This is a genomic window from Gammaproteobacteria bacterium (assembly GCA_034522055.1).
In the GTDB taxonomy this organism is placed as follows: domain Bacteria; phylum Pseudomonadota; class Gammaproteobacteria; order JAABTG01; family JAABTG01; genus JAABTG01.
In genome coordinates, this window is the sequence record JAXHLS010000006.1 from 1,080,761 (window position 1) to 1,095,831 (window position 15,071).

Annotated in this window: 12 protein-coding genes and 1 pseudogene; 9 read left to right on the plus strand and 4 right to left on the minus strand. The window is 67.5% G+C overall.

All coding sequences use genetic code 11. The features are described 5' to 3' along the window. Positions 1 to 13 precede the first annotated feature (13 nt). From U5S82_23775 to U5S82_23785, 3 genes and pseudogenes are all read right to left on the minus strand, one after another. Positions 14 to 685, minus strand: coding sequence for a hypothetical protein (locus U5S82_23775; GenBank protein MDZ7754586.1), 672 nt, complete (start codon positions 683 to 685; stop codon positions 14 to 16). 156 nt (positions 686 to 841) lie between these two features. Further along, positions 842 to 2,326, minus strand: coding sequence for a YdiU family protein (locus U5S82_23780; protein MDZ7754587.1), 1,485 nt, complete (start codon positions 2,324 to 2,326; stop codon positions 842 to 844). 157 nt (positions 2,327 to 2,483) lie between these two features. Further along, a pseudogene (locus U5S82_23785) lies at positions 2,484 to 3,458 on the minus strand (sigma 54-interacting transcriptional regulator). 865 nt (positions 3,459 to 4,323) lie between these two features. Here U5S82_23785 and U5S82_23790 point away from each other — a divergent pair. The 9 genes from U5S82_23790 (at position 4,324) to U5S82_23830 (ending at position 13,180) form a co-directional block, all read left to right on the plus strand. Further along, positions 4,324 to 5,811, plus strand: a complete 1,488-nt coding sequence (locus tag U5S82_23790) for a CmpA/NrtA family ABC transporter substrate-binding protein (GenBank protein MDZ7754588.1) — start codon at positions 4,324 to 4,326, stop codon at positions 5,809 to 5,811. A 155-nt stretch (positions 5,812 to 5,966) separates the two neighbouring features. Next, positions 5,967 to 6,794, plus strand: coding sequence for a nitrate ABC transporter permease (gene ntrB / locus U5S82_23795; GenBank protein MDZ7754589.1), 828 nt, complete (start codon positions 5,967 to 5,969; stop codon positions 6,792 to 6,794). Positions 6,795 to 6,798: 4 nt separating this feature from the next. Next, complete coding sequence (locus U5S82_23800; protein ID MDZ7754590.1) at positions 6,799 to 7,752, plus strand: ABC transporter ATP-binding protein; 954 nt, start codon at positions 6,799 to 6,801, stop codon at positions 7,750 to 7,752. After that, the gene (locus U5S82_23805; protein MDZ7754591.1) at positions 7,749 to 9,143 is read left to right on the plus strand and encodes a GTP-binding protein; all 1,395 of its coding nucleotides are present in this window, start codon (positions 7,749 to 7,751) and stop codon (positions 9,141 to 9,143) included. Before U5S82_23800 ends, U5S82_23805 begins: the two co-directional genes overlap by 4 nt. Beyond that, positions 9,143 to 10,255: a hypothetical protein gene (locus U5S82_23810; GenBank protein ID MDZ7754592.1), complete on the plus strand. Its 1,113-nt coding sequence runs from the start codon at positions 9,143 to 9,145 to the stop codon at positions 10,253 to 10,255. The genes U5S82_23805 and U5S82_23810 overlap by 1 nt, the downstream gene beginning before the upstream one ends. A 519-nt stretch (positions 10,256 to 10,774) precedes the next feature. Continuing rightward, on the plus strand, positions 10,775 to 11,251 hold the full coding sequence (ribE, locus tag U5S82_23815; GenBank protein MDZ7754593.1) for a 6,7-dimethyl-8-ribityllumazine synthase: 477 nt from the start codon (positions 10,775 to 10,777) through the stop codon (positions 11,249 to 11,251). Next, a complete protein-coding gene (gene nusB, locus U5S82_23820; protein MDZ7754594.1) occupies positions 11,248 to 11,706 on the plus strand; it encodes a transcription antitermination factor NusB in 459 nt (152 codons plus the stop codon). Before ribE ends, nusB begins: the two co-directional genes overlap by 4 nt. Positions 11,707 to 11,717: 11 nt before the next feature. Continuing rightward, positions 11,718 to 12,662 carry a thiamine-phosphate kinase gene (thiL, locus tag U5S82_23825; GenBank protein MDZ7754595.1) on the plus strand — a complete coding sequence of 315 codons (945 nt, stop codon included), beginning with the start codon at positions 11,718 to 11,720 and terminating at the stop codon, positions 12,660 to 12,662. 32 nt (positions 12,663 to 12,694) lie between these two features. After that, on the plus strand, positions 12,695 to 13,180 hold the full coding sequence (locus U5S82_23830; GenBank protein MDZ7754596.1) for a phosphatidylglycerophosphatase A: 486 nt from the start codon (positions 12,695 to 12,697) through the stop codon (positions 13,178 to 13,180). A 422-nt stretch (positions 13,181 to 13,602) separates the two neighbouring features. Here U5S82_23830 and glgA read toward each other — a convergent pair whose 3' ends face one another. Beyond that, positions 13,603 to 15,060, minus strand: a complete 1,458-nt coding sequence (gene glgA, locus U5S82_23835; GenBank protein ID MDZ7754597.1) for a glycogen synthase GlgA — start codon at positions 15,058 to 15,060, stop codon at positions 13,603 to 13,605. Between the last annotated feature and the right edge of the window lie 11 nt (positions 15,061 to 15,071).

Here is a 15,071-nt window from a genome sequence, read left to right on the forward strand (position 1 = left end):
TCGGGGCGGCGGCTCAGTGCACCGGCGACAGATCGGCCAGACGGTCCTCCATCTGGGCGAGCCGCTGCCAGGCCGCCGGGAACAGGTCGTAGTTGGGATCCCGCGCCACCAGCAGACGCCGCCCATCGGTGGAGAGCTGGGCCACCTGGACGGCGTCGAACACGTTGAGGGCGGCGTCCAGGGCCTCGGCACTCTCGCTCAACAGGGTGGGCAGCAGCTCGCGGGAACGGATCACCGTATCCGGGTGCAGCAGATCCGCCACGATGGGAAACTCCAGCAGCCCGTAATGGACCCGGCGTGCCGCCTCCTCCTGGTCCAGCTCCTGGGTGGCGGTAGCATCCCCCGCGGCGGCATTGCGGATGGTGCGGGTGATGACATCCACCAGCCGCCGCACCGCCGCCTTGTTGGCCTGCTGGTCCCCGGCCAGGCCCGCGGCGGTCTCGTACAGGCGCTCGAGACGCTGCTTGAGGTCGAGGATGGTATCGCTGTCCACATTGGCGTCGAGATCCACCGCCTCCTGGACGGCGGCCTGGAGTTCTTTCTGAAAGGCCGCCCGCTCCTCCTGATCCCGGCGCTGGGCCTCCCGCAACTCGTCGTGGGCATCCGCCGCCACGGGCTCGTCGAACAGGGCGTTGCCCATCCTGCGACGCAGGTGGCGTTCGTGTCTTCCGGGTTTGTCGCTCAACGTTGGCTGCATGACTCTATGACGGTTGGGGGGCCGGGGGCCGGTGAGAAACTAGCACAGGAGGTCCCCGGAGTTCCAAGGGCTTATCGCCCTGTAATGGCCCTGACTCTCCACCGCGTCACCCCTCCGGGTCTCGCCGGACCGCAGCCACCGGACTCACGAAGAACAGCTCACCACGATCTCCGGCGCCCCCTGCGGCGGCGGCTCCGCCCAGGCCGACCGGGCCGGGTGCTCATCGAAGGGACTGTGCAGCACCTCCACCAGGTCCTCGAGAAAACCATGGTCGCCCGCCTCGGCCCGTTCGATGGCCTGCTGGGCCAGGTGGTTGCGCAGGATGTATTCAGGATTCACCCGGTTCATGGCAGTACGGCGGGCGGCCGGATCCACGCCCTCGGCGGCCATCCGCGCGTCATAGTCCGCCGCCCAGGCATCGAAGGCGGCGCGGTCGTGGAAGCGATCCCGCAACCGGGGCGCGCCACCGTCTACGCCATCCCCGGGGGCCAGGTCGCGGAAGCAGCGGGTATAGTCCACGCGGCTCCCGGCCATCAGCTCCAGCAGGCGATCCACCAACTCGTTGTCGCCTTCGCGCGCCTCGAAGAGCCCGAGCTTGGAACGCATACCGGCGGCATAGGCCGTGGCCAGTTCGGGCTCGAAGGCCGCCAGGGACTCGCGGGCCATGGCTGCCGCGGCCTCGCCGTCCCGGGGCTCCAGCAGGGGCAGCAAGGCCTGGGCGAAACAGCTCAGGTTCCACAGGGCCACCCGGGGCTGGCGGTTGAAGGCGTAGCGACCGCGGTGGTCCGAGTGGTTGCAGATGAAATCGGGATCGTAAGCGTCCAAGAAACCGAAGGGGCCGTAGTCCATGGTGAGTCCCAGCACCGACATGTTGTCGGTATTCATGACGCCGTGGGCGAAACCCACCTGCTGCCACCGGGCCACCAGCCGGGCGGTGCGCGCCACCACCTCGTCGAGGAAGGCGAGATAGGGATGAGCGGCCTCCTGCAGGGCGGGAAAATGATCCGCCATGACGTGGTCCGCCAGCACCTTCAGATCATCGAAGCGGTTGCCGTAGTAGAGCACCTCGAAGGAGCCGAAGCGCACGTGGCTGGGGGCGAGGCGCAACAGCATGGCACCCTTCTCCACGCGCTCCCGGTACACCTCCTCGTCGCTGCCCACCATGCACAGGGCGCGGGTGGTGGGGATCCCCAGACCGTGCATGGCCTCGCTGCACAGGTACTCCCGCACCGTCGAGCGCAGCACCGCTCGCCCGTCGCCGTCCCGGGAGTAGGCGGTAAGCCCGGCGCCCTTCAGGTGCAGGTCCCAGGATTCGCCGCGGCGGTTGCGCACCTGCCCCAGCAGGATGGCGCGGCCGTCGCCGAGGCGGGGCACGTAGTGTCCGAACTGATGGCCCGAGTAGAGCATGGCCACGGGCGCGGACCCGGGCAGCGGACGGGCACCGGCAAAGTAATCCACGAACTCGGGGCGGGCCGCCTCGGCGGGGTCCAGATCGATGAGTTCCGCGGCCCGCCGATTGAAGGCCACCAGATAAGGGTTGGCCAGGGGGGTGGGCTCCACCCGGGAATAGAATGACTCCGCCAGGCGTGCGTAGCCGTTGTCGAACACCAACTCCTCGAGACTTTTCATGACCCGAGCATGGAAGCACCCGCCACGGCCATCAACCTGACAGGCCTGCGGTTATAACCTCGAGGTCCTGGACATCCGCGAGGCCGGCGGCGGCCTCAGCCTGTCGGTCCGCCGCAGCGCCGTCGGCGGCCAAAAGCAGCCGACCTACCTGCTCAGATTATGGCTTTGGAGGCTTCTCGATTCCCATGCGCTTCATGCGTGAGGCCAGGGTGGTGGGCTTGACGCCCAGGAGTTCGGCGGCGCCGCCGGCGCCGAACACCTTGCCGCCGGTCTTCTCCAAGGCCCGCAGGATCATCTCGCGGTCGCGGCGGCGGCGCTCGGTCTCGCCCATGAGGTCGGGCTCGGCGGGGGTTGTGATCGGTGTTGCGGCGGCGATGGCGGGCCCGTTGGCTGTGGCGGGCTCGTCCGGCAGGTGGAGGGTGAGACGGCCCGCCACGGAGGCGATCACGCCGCGCTCCATCACGTTCTCCAGCTCGCGCACGTTGCCGGGCCAGGAGTAAGCCTGAAGCCGCGCGATGTCATCCCCGGTCAGGCGCACGTGGGGCACGTTGAGGCGCCGGCTGGCTCGCAGCAGGAAATGGCTGGCCAGCAGGGGGATGTCCTCGGGCCGTTCACGCAATGGAATGGACTCGATGGGGAAGACGTTCAGGCGGTAGTACAGGTCCTCCCGAAACTCCCGAGCCGCCACCGCCTCCTGCAGATTGCGGTTGGTGGCGGCCACCACCCGCACGTCCACGGCCCGGGTGGCGCCCTCCCCCACGCGCTCGAACTCACCGGCCTGAAGCACCCGCAGCAGCTTGCCCTGCATCTCCAGGGGGATCTCCCCCACCTCGTCCAGAAACAGGGTGCCGCCGTGGGCCAACTCGAAGCGCCCGACGCGGTCCTTCACGGCGCCGGTGTAGGCGCCTCTGACGTGGCCGAAGAACTCGCTCTCGAAGAGGTCCCGGGGCACGGCGGCACAGTTGACCCGCACCAGCGGCCCGTCACGGCGCTCGCCGGCCCGGTGGATGGCGTGCGCGATGAGTTCCTTGCCGGTGCCCGACTCGCCGCTGATGAGCACCGTGGCCCCGGTGGGGGCCACCAGTTCCACCTGCTTGAGGACATGATGCACGGCCGCGCTGGTGCCGACGATGTCGTGGAAATCGCCCCCGGCGCCGCTGGGCGTCCCCGCCGCGGACCGCCCGCGTTGGGGACGGTCCACCTCGTCCAGGCGCAGCCGCAGCAGGCTGCGCGGACCCTGCTTGAAGACCACGGCAGCGTATGCGAACAGCCGGAAACCGGCCTCCCCTACGCCGGCACCGGGGGGCGCTCCGGCCGCACCTCGGGAAGGCGGGGTCGCGATGCACAGCCGCGCCTTGCCGGCCTCACCGTTCATCCAGCTCACCCGCAGCCCCGTGATGTCCTCCGCCCCCCAGTCCAGCCACTGCCGCGCCGCCCCGTTGGCCTCGATCACCCGGTCGTCCACCGGATCCACCACTATCTCCGGCCCGCCTGCGAGCGCCGTCCCGGCTCCCCCATACCGGTCCGCAGGGTCCGCCTCGGTCAGGCATAGGGCGGACGTCATCCGCGCGCCCCGGGGGCCACGGGGATGGCCATTGGTTTACCGTCACGAACCTTCGTAGGCGATGCTACGAAGGTTCGTGGATCACGATATTCCCGACTCTCCACCATTCTTGCTCCTGCAGCCATTTCATTCGTATTTTCAATGTGTTAGAGAGATCACGCCCAATTGGCACGGATACTGCTCTGGCCTTTGACAAAAGCGGCGCCATGAGGCCGCCGCCGCAATGTCGCTCCAGTCGAGGCGTTGCACCGCCGGAGTGCGCCGGGCGCCCAGATTGGGGCGCCCACGGCGTCGGCGAGCACCGTAAATGGGGCTACGGCGGCCACCCGCGGTGGTATCGCAGGATACGTGCCAGAAATGGCGGCCGGCGGTTTCGGACTTCCATCTCAGCAGGCCATCACAGCAGGCCACCACAGCAGGAGAGAGACGACCCATGTCCTACAAGAGCCTAGGCAACCCCTACGACGAGAACTCCGACCTGACCCACGGGCCGGGCTGCAACTGCCCCATCTGCGTGTTTCAGCGCGAGCAGGCCGAGGCCCGCTACGAATGCAGTGAGACGGAGCTCACCGAACGCCTGGAGCGGGCGGTGTTCGAGGGCACCATCGCCACCGGCACCCAGGCAGCCATGCCCGCCCCCGTCCGCGGCGACCAGCTGGAGTCGGCTGATGACGTCATGGACCGCGCCATCGAGAGCGCCATCGTGCGCGGCGTATTCGGCCACGACGACATGAGCCGGCGCGGCTTCCTCAGCACCGTGGGCGGTGGCACCCTGGCCGCTATCCTCGGCACCATGCTGCCCATGGACAAGGTGAAGGCGGCGGTCAAGGAGAGCATGGGCAAGCCCGAGAAGACCAAGCTCAAGGTGGGCTTCGTGCCCATCACCTGCGCCACGCCCATCATCATGGCCAAGCCCATGGGCTTCTACGAGAAATACGGCCTGGACGTGGATGTCATCAAGACCGCCGGCTGGGCGGTGGCCCGGGACAAGTCCCTGAACAAGGAATACGACGCCAGCCACATGCTCACCCCTATGCCGCTCGCCATCTCCATGGGCGCCGGCTCCACCGCCGAGCCCTTCATCATGCCGGCGGTGGAGAACATCAACGGCCAGGCCATCGTGCTGCACGTCAAGCACAAGGACAAGCGGGACCCCAAGCAGTGGAAGGGCTTCAAGTTCGGCGTACCCTTCGACTATTCCATGCACAACTTCCTGTTGCGCTACTACGTGGCCGAGCATGGCATCGACCCGGACCAGGACATCCAGATCCGCGTGGTGCCGCCGCCGGAGATGGTGGCCAACCTGCGGGCCGGCAACCTGGACGGCTACCTCAGCCCGGACCCCTTCAACCAACGCGCGGTGTGGGAGAAGGTGGGCTTCATCCACATCCTCACCAAGGACATCTGGGCCGGCCACCCCTGCTGCGCCTTCGCCTGCTCCAAGGAGTTCGCCACCACCCTGCCGAACACCTACGCGGCCCTGCTGAAGTCCATCGTGGATGCCACGGCCTATTCCTCCAAGCACGAGAATCGCAAGGAGATCTCCGCCGCCATCGCGCCCAAGAATTTCCTCAACCAGCCGGTGCCGGTCATCGAGCAGGTGCTCACGGGGCGTTACGCCGACGGCCTTGGCAACGTCAAGAACGACCCCGACCGCATCGACTTCGACCCCTTCCCCTGGCACTCCATGGCGGTGTGGATCCTCACCCAGATGAAACGCTGGGGCTATGTGGAAGGCGACATCGACTACCGCAAGATCGCCGAGGAGGTCTATCTGGCGGCGGATGCCGGCAAGATGATGAAGGAGCTGGGTTACCCGGTGCCGGACAAGACTTACGAGTCGTACACCATCATGGGCAAGACCTTCGATCCCGCCACCCCCGAGGACTACGTGAACAGCTTTGCCATCAAAAGGGGCTGATTCGGCAGCCGGTGCACCAAACTGGGTCGATGACCCGAGGGGGGATTGACGCAATCCCCCCTTTTTTTCGCCTGCCCAAAGCCCGGCATGGAAATTGCTCGACTCCCTGTGACGTCTGAACCAAACGCATTCAAACCCGTCAGGAGCGATTCATGCTGAAGTCCCTCAACCTGCGCGCCGCCCTGCTGTCGGTGGTGCTGCTGGCCATTTTGCTCGGCATATGGGAGCTGGCCAACCAGCCGCCCGACGCCGAAAAGGCCCTCACGGAATACGAGCTGCTCATGGGCGGCGCCGATCAGGAGGCCCGGGTGCCACCGCCATCCGCCGTCATCGAACGGGCCTACGAGGAGTTGTCCAACCCCTTCTACGACAAGGGTCCCAACGACAAGGGGATCGGCATCCAGCTCGGCTATTCCATCTACCGGGTGCTAGCGGGTTTCCTGCTGGCGGCCCTCATCGCCATCCCCGTGGGCTTCCTCATCGGCATGTCGCCCATGATGCACAAGGCGCTGAACCCCTACATCCAGGTGCTGCGCCCCATCTCGCCCCTGGCATGGATGCCCCTGGCCCTGTTCATCATCAAGGACTCGGAGGCCTCGTCCATCTTCGTCATCTTCATCTGCTCCATCTGGCCCATGCTCATCAACACCGCCTTCGGCGTGGCTAACGTGCGCCAAGACTGGCTCAACGTCGCGCGCACCCACGAACTCTCGCCCCTGCGCACCGCCTTCACCGTCATCCTGCCCGCCGCCGCGCCCACCATCCTCACCGGCATGCGCATCTCCATCGGCATCGCCTGGCTGGTCATCGTGGCGGCGGAGATGCTGGTGGGGGGCACCGGTATCGGCTACTACGTGTGGAACGAGTGGAACAACCTGGACCTCACCAGCGTGATCTTCTCCATCCTCATGATCGGTATCGTGGGGATGGTCCTGGACCTCGCCCTGTCCACTGCCACTCGTTTCGTGGAATACGAGGAGTAACCCCATGACCCGTCATCACTTCGTGGAGGTCGAGAACCTCAGCAAGCGCTTCGGCAGCGGCGCCAACCAGCTCACCGTCTTCGAGCAGGCCAACTTCGGCATCGAGAAGGGGGAGTACGTCTGCATCATCGGCCATTCCGGCTGCGGCAAGTCCACCATCATGAACATCCTGGCCGGCCTCGACTCTGCCACCGACGGCTTCGTCTACATGGAGGGCAAAGAGGTCAAAGGGCCGGCCCTGGACCGCGGCGTGGTGTTCCAGAACTACTCCCTGATGCCGTGGATGTCCGCCCTGCGCAACATCCAGTTCGCGGTGCGTGCGCGCTGGCCCGGCTGGTCGTCGGAGCAGATCCGGGCCCACTGCTACAAGTACCTGGAGATGGTGGGGCTCACCGGCGGCACCGAGCTGCGCAAGCCCTCGGAGCTGTCGGGCGGCATGCGCCAGCGGGTATCCATCGCCCGGGCCTTCGCCATCGAGCCCAAGCTGCTGCTGCTGGACGAACCCTTCGGCGCCCTGGATGCCCTCACCCGGGGCAACATCCAGGAGGAACTCATCAAGATCTGGAGCGAAACCCACCAGACCGTGTTCATGATCACCCACGACGTGGACGAGGCCATCCTGCTGTCGGACCGTATCCTCCTCATGACCAACGGGCCCTACGCCCGCATCGCGGAATCGGTGCAGGTGGACATCGCCCGGCCCCGGGAACGCGCCTCCATCATCCACGACCCCGGTTACTACCGCATCAGGAACCACTTGGTGGACTTCCTGGTGGCCCGCTCCAAGGGGTTGGCCGGTGGTCCGGATGCCGCCCCCCAGACCACCGCCGATGAAGAAGGCTACAACCGTCCCTTCCCGCCGCAGGTGAACCCGGCCCGGGACGGCAAGGATGTGGCCCCGCCGCCGGCCGCCGCGCGGCAACGGCAAGACCCCAGAAAAGAGGAGCGCGTGGCATGAGCACCTGCCTGAACGAGACCTGCGACGAACCGCCGGAGGCCGCCCCCACCGAGGACCTGGACCAGCGGGTGCCGGTCACCGTGCTCACCGGCTTCCTGGGATCAGGCAAGACCACCCTCTTGAACCGCATCCTCACGGAGCAGCACGGCAAGCGTATCGCCGTCATCGAGAACGAGTACGGCGAGATCGGCATCGACCACGAGCTGGTGGTGAACACCGACGAAGAGGTGTTCGAGATGAACAACGGCTGCATATGCTGCACCGTGCGCGGGGACCTCATCCGCATTCTCGGGCGCCTCATGCGCCGCAAGCACAGCTTCGACCACATTCTTATCGAGACCACCGGCATGGCCGATCCCGGCCCGGTGGCCCAGACCTTCTTCATGGACGAGGAGATGAAGGACAAGCTGCGCCTCGACGCCATCGTCACGGTGGCGGACGCCCGCCATCTCGGCGAGCACCTGGGCGACTCGCGGGAATGCGATGCCCAGATCGCCTTCGGCGACGTGGTGCTGTTGAACAAGGCGGACCTGGTGGATGACGCCACGCTGGAAGGGATCCGCCGCGACATCAGCGCCCGCAACCCCATGGCCACCATCCACACCACCCGCTACGGCGCCATCGACCTGGACCGGGTGCTCGGGATCCGCGCCTTCGACCTGGCGGCGAAGACCCGGGACATGCCCGATTTTCTCACCGAGGAGCTGCCCTTCGAATGGGCGGGCACCTTCACCCTGGAGGCCGGCGAGTACATCCTGCGCTTCCAGCCCGGGCCCGATCCCACCATCGACATCGTCGTGGGGGCCGTCACGCCGGAACAGCCATTCGAGCACTGGAAGCAGGCCGGGATCCGGCTCTATGCGCATACCCCCGCCGGCTACGGCCAAGAGCCCCTGGTGCCCGGCGAGGCCCTGCAGCGCCTCGCCATCGCCGAGGCCCGCGAGACCACTTACCGGCTGGCCATCGATGTCCCGGGCAACTACGTGCTCCTCACCCAACACCTGCCCGAGGAGTTCTCCATGACCCTCGAGGATGCCGGGGGGTCCCTGGCACCCCAGACGGAGCACCGCTACGCCAGCCCCCACGAGCACGACGACAGCGTGGGCTCGGTGGGCCTGCGCCTGCCCGGCGACCTGGACCCCCAGCGCTTCGAGCGCTGGATCGTCAACCTGCTGCGCACCAAGGGCCCGGACATCTTCCGTATGAAGGGGATCCTGGCCCTGGCGGGCGATTCCAAGCGCTTCGTGTTCCAGGGCGTACACATGCTCTTCGACGGCCAGCCGGGCCGGGAATGGGAGCCCGACAGCCGCCGCGAGAACCAGATGATCGTCATCGGCCGCAACCTCGACCGGGCCTTCCTCGAGGCCGGCTTCGCCAGTTGTCGCGCCTGATGAACGAACCGGCCCACACCACCGCCATGGCGATCGGCGACACCCCGATGGAACTGGCATGGGCGACGGTGATGGCGGAGAGCATCGCCGGCCTCGCCTGGTCCGCGGACGGCGCCACCCTCTATGCCGGCAGCGCCGACGGCCAGCTGGTGGGGCTGCAGGGGGACGGCGACTGGCGTTTCCGCTGCCAGGCCCACGACGAGGGCATCACCCGGGTGTGCGCCCAACCCGGCAGCACCACCCTGGCCACGGCCGGCGAAGACGGCCGCGTCAAGTTATGGCAGGGCGACACCGGCGACGCCCTGGCCACGCCGGTGGCCGACCGGCAATGGATAGAACACCTGGCCTGGTCCCCCGACGGCACCCTGCTGGCGGCCGCCGCCGGACCGCGCCTCCACGTCACCGACCACGACGGCGCCAGCCATACCTGGGAAGGCCATCCGGGCAACATCGGCGCCATCCGCTGGGCCCCCTCGGGCAAGCGCCTCGCCAGCGGCGCCAACAAGGGCGTCCACCTGTGGAACGTGGGCAGTTGGGAACCCGTCAAGGTGATGGACTTCCCGGGCGCCAGCGTCGCCCTGGCCTGGAGTGCCGACGGCAAGGCCCTGTCCACCGGCACCCAGGACGGCTTCCTCTATGTGCGTCTCCACGGCCCCGGCACCACCCCGCGCCTGCTCACCATGAGCGGCTACCCCGGCAAGGTCAGTGCCCTGGCCTGGCAGCCCCATCCCCGCCCCGGCCAACTCCTCGTCGCCAGTTGCGGCGGCAGTGACGTGGTGTTGTGGCGCCTCGACCCGCGGGACAGCAAACGCGAGGCCAGCCCCCTGCGCCACCACGACCATACCGTCACCGCGCTGGCCTGGTGCGGCGATGGCCGTTTCCTGGGCAGCGGTGACCGCAACGGCAGGCTGTGCCTGTGGACGCCCCGGGGCGCCCTGCTGCACGACCTGGCGCTGGGCAGCGAGATCACCCTCCTTAGCTGGCACCCCCGGAACAACCATCTGGCCGTCGGCAGCGTGGACGGCACCCTGCGCCTGTTCCACCTCTCCGACAACGCGGGTTCCCGGGGCACAGATGTAGGTCGGGATTCATCCCGACATCCCAGCCCGTAGATACGCCCACCACCTGTTCCTTCGGCACGAATGTAGGTCGGGATTCATCCCGACATCCGGCCGCGCCCCATGCTCCCACGCCGGGTTGGAATCCCCATGCGCGAGCTGTCGGGCTGAAGCCCGACCTACAAACACCTCCCACCGTCCGTTCCTTTGGCACGAATGTAGGTCCGGATTCATCCCGACATCCGGCCGCGCCCCATGCTCCCACGCTGGGTTGGAATCCCCATCCGCGAGCTGTCGGGCTGTCGGGCTGTCGGGCTGTCGGGCTGTCGGGCTGTCGGGCTAAAGCATGGTAGGTTGGGGTGAGCTTGCGAACCCCAACGATTGTTGGTCGAATCCATGGTCATGTTGGGGTTCGTTCCTCACCCCAACCTACGCGCTTTTCCCATTTCCCTTTTCCCGTTTCCCCCTTTTCCCCCGTACCCCGCCGGAGCGACTAAACTGCGTTATACTTCGCGGCTCTACGCCGCCGCCCGCCTCTCCGGGTACGGACAACACCAGCATTCAGGAACCCCCATGGCCACAATCAAGACCATAGAAGGCGACTTTACCGCGCCCACGGCCCGTTTCGGCATCGTCGCCAGCCGCTTCAACGGCTTCATCGTGGAGAGCCTGCTCAATGGCGTCATCGACACCCTGACCCGCCACGGTGTGGCGCCGGATCAAATGACGGTGGTAAAGGCCCCCGGGGCCTACGAGTTGCCCCTGGTGGCGAGCCGCATGGCCGCCTCGGACAACTACGACGCCCTCATCGCCGTGGGCGCGGTGATCCGCGGCGGCACGCCTCACTTCGACTACGTGGCCGGCGAGTGCACCAAGGGCCTCGCCCAGGTGACCATGAAGTACGACCTGCCCGTGGCCTTCGGCGTGCTCACGGTGGATACCATCGAACAGGCCATCGAGCGGGCCGGCACCAAGGCGGGCAACAAAGGTGAGGAGGCCGCCCTGTCGGCCCTGGAGATGGTGAGCCTGCTGCGCCACCTCGCGGAATGACCGCCGCCCAGGAGCATCATGCCCGCACCCGCGCACGCCGTGCGGCGCTGCAGGCCCTCTACCAGTGGTACATGGGGGGCCAGGACGTCACCGAAATCGAGGTGCAGTTCTTTCAGGAGCAGGACATGGCGCGCACGGACCACGCCTATTTCAGAGAACTGCTCCATGGCATCACGGCGCGGGCCGGGGCCCTCGATGATGGCATCGCCCGGACCCTGCAGCGGCCCATCGGGCAGGTGGACCCGGTGGAGCGCACGGCCCTGCGTATCGGTGCCTACGAGTTGGAGTTCCGCCCCGAGATCCCCTACGAAGTGGTGATCAACGAGGCCGTGGAGCTGGCGAAACGCTTCGGCGGCGCCGAGGGTCATCGTTTCGTCAACGCCGCCATGGATCGCCTCGCCACCGCGTTGCGGCCGGTGGAGGTGAACGCGCGGCGCAACAGCCGTACCGCCTGACCCGACCCCTCTTGCCCCCCCTCCCCGGCACCACCGTCGACGCCGCCACCCGCACCCTGCGCGACGCCCTGGGGGCCTCGCCTCACGCCATGCCGCGACCGGCCGCGGGCGAGCACCTGGCGCTGTGCGTCGACGCCATGGTGGAAGGGGTTCATTTCTTCCCGGAGGTGGCGCCGCGGGACCTCGGCTACAAGTGCCTGGCGGTGAATCTCAGCGATCTGGCCGCCATGGGCGCCCGCCCCCTGGCGGCCACGGTACAGCTCAGCCGGCCCGTGGATGATCCGGCCTGGCTCATCGAATTCACCCGCGGTTTCCATGCCCTGGCCACGGCCTGGGGCATGGTGGTCACCGCGGCCGAGGTGGTGGAAGGACCCCTGTCCGTCACCGTGGAGGTGACGGGCGGCGTCCCGCTCCGTGGTGCCCTGCGCCGCGACGGCGCCCGGCCCGGCGACCTCATTCACGTCACGGGCAGCCTCGGCGACGCGGCCCTGGCCCTGGCGGTGATGGAAGGTCGCATCACCCTGCCACCGGGCCACATGGAGCCCCTCGCCCGGCGCTTCCATCTGCCGGAACCGCGCCTGGAGGTGGGGCAGGCCCTCGCGGGCGTGGCGAGTGCCGCCATCGACCTGTCCGACGGCCTGGTGGGAGACCTCGGCCATATCCTCGATGCCAGCGGCGCCGGCGCTACCGTGGACATCACCACTCTGCCCCTGTCCTCCCAGTTGCGGGCCCTGGCGGGGGATGGCGCGTTGCCCTACGCCGTGACCGGAGGTGACGATTACGAACTGTGCTTCACGGTGCCGGCGGCCCAGGCCGAGGCAGTGGAGCGCCTGGGCCTCGACTGTGGCGTCGCCATCACCCGCATCGGTACCATCGAAAAGGAGCCGGGATTGCGCCTCCTGCCCGCCGACAAGGTGGCCGCCCTCCCCGCCGCGGCCTACCGCCACTTCGCCTGAAGCCATGGGCCCCACCGAATACCGATGACGCCATGAACCCCCGCGACCCCACCCCGGCCGATCTGCGCCACCCCCTCATGCTGCTCGCCCTCGGCTTCGGCACCGGCCTCGCCCCCAAGGCCCCCGGCACCTTCGGCACCCTGGCGGGGGTCGCCCTGTTCATCCCCCTCGGCCATCTGCCCGTGGCGGCCTATGTGGCCACCGTGGCGGTGCTGCTGGTGGCCGGCATCACCATCTGCGGAGCCGCCGCGGCACGTCTGGGCACCCATGATCATCCCGCCATCGTGTGGGACGAGGTGGTGGGTTATCTGGTGACCATGATCGCCCTGCCACCGTCGTGGCTGTGGATGGCCGCCGGCTTCGTCGCCTTCCGCTTTTTCGACATCCTCAAACCGTGGCCCATCGGCCTGCTGGACCGCCGCGTCCACGGCGGCCTCGGCATCATGCTCGACGACGTGCTGGCCGGCGTCTTTGCCCTGGGGGTGTTGTACCTGGCACGGGTCTACCTGGGCCTCTGAGGGATTCCGTCGGCTGCCAGGAGCAGCCAACCTACGCCTCTGGACGGGGAAAAGGGAAATGGGAAAGGGTTAGCTTCGAGCCGGAGCGGCGGAACCGCTGCGCTTGGTTTAACCTCCACATCTCCCTGATCTCCTCCCTTTTCGCGTCATTTCGCGTTTTTCGTGGTTACGCCTTTCTCTTTTCCCATTTCCCATTTCCCTTTTCCCTTTTCCCATTTCCCTATTCGCCGTTCAGTCGCGTAGGGTGGATCAAGTGGAACGGACCCACCCATTAAACGATGGGGCAATCCCCGACTCCTGGATGGTGGAACCGCTGCGCTTGTTCCACCCTACACGAACCTCTGGCATTCTCCTTTTTCGCGTCATTTCGCGTCTTTCGCGGTCACGCTTTTCTCTTTTCCCATTTCCCTATTCCCTGTCCTTTATCCGCCGCCCGCCGGCATGTCGACGTAGGCGGAGAGATAGGCGCGGGCGCTCTTTTCCCAACTGAAGTCGCGGGCCATGCCCTGGCGGCACAGGGCCTCGAAGGAGGACTTGTCGCGCCACAGGATTAAGGCCCGCATCAGCGCCTCCTGGAGGGCCTCGGCGCTGGCGTTCACGAACACGAAGCCGGTGGCGGTGCCGTCCTGGAGGGTGCGGAAGGTGGTATCCACCACCGAGTCCGCTAGGCCGCCGGTGTGGCGCACCACCGGCGGCGTGCCATAGCGCATGCTGTACATCTGGTTGAGCCCGCAGGGCTCGAAGCGCGACGGCATGAGAAACAGATCCGCGCCGGCCTCCACCAGATGAGCCAGGGGCTCGCTGTACCCCACATGTACACCGATGCGCCCCGGGTATTCGCTGGCCAGCGCCTGCAGGCGTTCTTCGTAACGGGCTTCGCCGCTCCCCACCACGACGAGGCGCGCGCCCTGGTCCAGCAGCTGCGGCAGGGCCTCCAGCGCCAGATCGATGCCCTTCTGCCAGGTGAGCCGGGTCACCATCCCCAACAACGGCGTGTCGGTATGGGTCTCGAGGCCGAAATACTGCTCCAGGGCGCGCCGGTTGGTGTCCTTGCCTGCCAGGTCCATGGCGTCGTAGGCGGCGGGGACGTGTTCGTCGGCCGCCGGGTTCCAATAGTCGGTATCGATGCCGTTGAGAATGCCGGACAGCACCGCGCTACGGGCCGCCAACAGTCCCTCCATGCCGAAACCGAACTCCGCCGTCTGGATCTCGCGGGCGTAGGTGGGGCTGACGGTGATGATGCGGTCGGCGTAATAGATCCCCGCCTTCAGATAGGACAAGTTGCCGTAGAACTCACTGCCATGGACCTGATACGAGGACGGCGGCAGGTCCACCAGGGGCAGCACGGCGGGCGGGAAATTGCCCTGGAAGGCCAGGTTGTGGATTCCCATCACGGTGCGCGCCACCGGGCCCTCGGCATGGGCGAGATAGGCCGGCGTGAGGCCCGTCTGCCAGTCGTTGCAATGGACGATATCCGCTCGCCAGCCCTCCACGCCGTCGTACTGCCCGTAGAGGGCGGCGGCCCGCGCCAGCAACGCGAAACGCAGGGCATTGTCGGGCCATTCCAGCCCGCCGGCGGAGGCATAGGGTCCGCCGTCGCGGTCGTAGAGGCCGGCGGCCTCCACCAGGTACAGGGGCACGTCGCTGCCCGGCAGGGTGCCCCGCAACAGGCGGGCGGGCGGTGCGCCGGTGAGCAGGCCCATCTCGCCCGTGATGGCCGCCGCCCCCGCCGCCTCCGCCACCCCGCGGTAGGCGGGCATGATGAGGCGGGCGTCCTCGCCCAGGCGCCGCAGGGCAGCCGGCAGGGCACCCGCCACGTCGGCGAGCCCGCCGGTCTTGACCAAGGGGTGGGCCTCCGAAGCCGCGAACAGGATGTTCATGCCGGTGCCGG

Bases quoted from the DNA above. Each gene is read 5' to 3' on its own strand.
- U5S82_23780 (MDZ7754587.1), bottom strand. From the start codon at position 2,326: ATGAAAAGTCTCGAGGAGTTGGTGTTCGACAACGGCTACGCACGCCTG.
- U5S82_23790 (MDZ7754588.1), top strand. From the start codon at position 4,324: ATGTCCTACAAGAGCCTAGGCAACCCCTACGACGAGAACTCCGACCTG.
- U5S82_23800 (MDZ7754590.1), top strand. From the start codon at position 6,799: ATGACCCGTCATCACTTCGTGGAGGTCGAGAACCTCAGCAAGCGCTTC.
- U5S82_23805 (MDZ7754591.1), top strand. From the start codon at position 7,749: ATGAGCACCTGCCTGAACGAGACCTGCGACGAACCGCCGGAGGCCGCC.
- U5S82_23810 (MDZ7754592.1), top strand. From the start codon at position 9,143: ATGAACGAACCGGCCCACACCACCGCCATGGCGATCGGCGACACCCCG.
- ribE (MDZ7754593.1), top strand. From the start codon at position 10,775: ATGGCCACAATCAAGACCATAGAAGGCGACTTTACCGCGCCCACGGCC.
- nusB (MDZ7754594.1), top strand. From the start codon at position 11,248: ATGACCGCCGCCCAGGAGCATCATGCCCGCACCCGCGCACGCCGTGCG.
- U5S82_23830 (MDZ7754596.1), top strand. From the start codon at position 12,695: ATGAACCCCCGCGACCCCACCCCGGCCGATCTGCGCCACCCCCTCATG.
- glgA (MDZ7754597.1), bottom strand. From the start codon at position 15,060: ATGAACATCCTGTTCGCGGCTTCGGAGGCCCACCCCTTGGTCAAGACC.